This is a genomic window from Oceanisphaera ostreae (genome assembly GCF_042676125.1).
Classification (GTDB): Bacteria; Pseudomonadota; Gammaproteobacteria; order Enterobacterales; family Aeromonadaceae; genus Oceanimonas; species Oceanimonas ostreae.
In genome coordinates, this window is record NZ_JBHTJS010000070.1 from 1 (window position 1) to 592 (window position 592).

General features: G+C 49.8%; 2 protein-coding genes. Both read right to left on the reverse strand.

Annotated elements, in window-relative coordinates:
- Nucleotides 1-267 (reverse strand): IS66 family insertion sequence element accessory protein TnpB (tnpB, locus tag ACFQ1C_RS16145; protein ID WP_379559705.1); only part of this gene is annotated, 267 nt, incomplete at its 3' end.
- The coding region (gene tnpA / locus ACFQ1C_RS16150; protein ID WP_379559706.1) for an IS66 family insertion sequence element accessory protein TnpA at nt 267-592 on the reverse strand (326 nt) is incomplete at its 5' end. The genes tnpB and tnpA, both read right to left, overlap by 1 nt.

The window sequence follows — 592 nt, forward strand, 5'->3', positions numbered from 1 at the left end:
CTCATCGGCAGGCTTGGGCCACTTGAATTTTTCTTCTGCCAGCGCTTTGTAATACATCACAAAGCCGTTGTCTTCCCACATCACGCATTTGATTTTATTGCGTTGGCGATTGGTAAACGCATACAGCGCGCCGCTGAAGGGGTTATGGCCGAGCTCTTGCTCGACCAGCAGCGCCAAGCCGTTGGCTTGCTTCCTAAAATCAACGGGCGCACGGTACAGATAGATGCCTGGCATCTGCTTCGAAGGTCGTAAATAGCGCATCTGCATTACAACTGCCTCAGTAGTGCTAACACAACATCGAGGTTGCCCGCATTAACTCCAGACAAACGAATGCCGCTCGGTAAATGAAGACCAAGTTCATCATTTAGAGAGCTCTGCGCACCAGACCGGGCTGTCACCCGTGCAAAACCAGCTGACGGTTCAACGGGCGTGGTTTGCTGGAGTTTTTTACGCCAGTAATTAAACTGTCCATAATTTAAATCATACTGCTTACAAAAAGCCGCACCTGATAAGTCCGATACCTCTGAGGCAGCGATATGCTGCTGCCAAGCTTGCCGACGCTCTTGCGTTTTCATAGCTAATATCCCTTTCA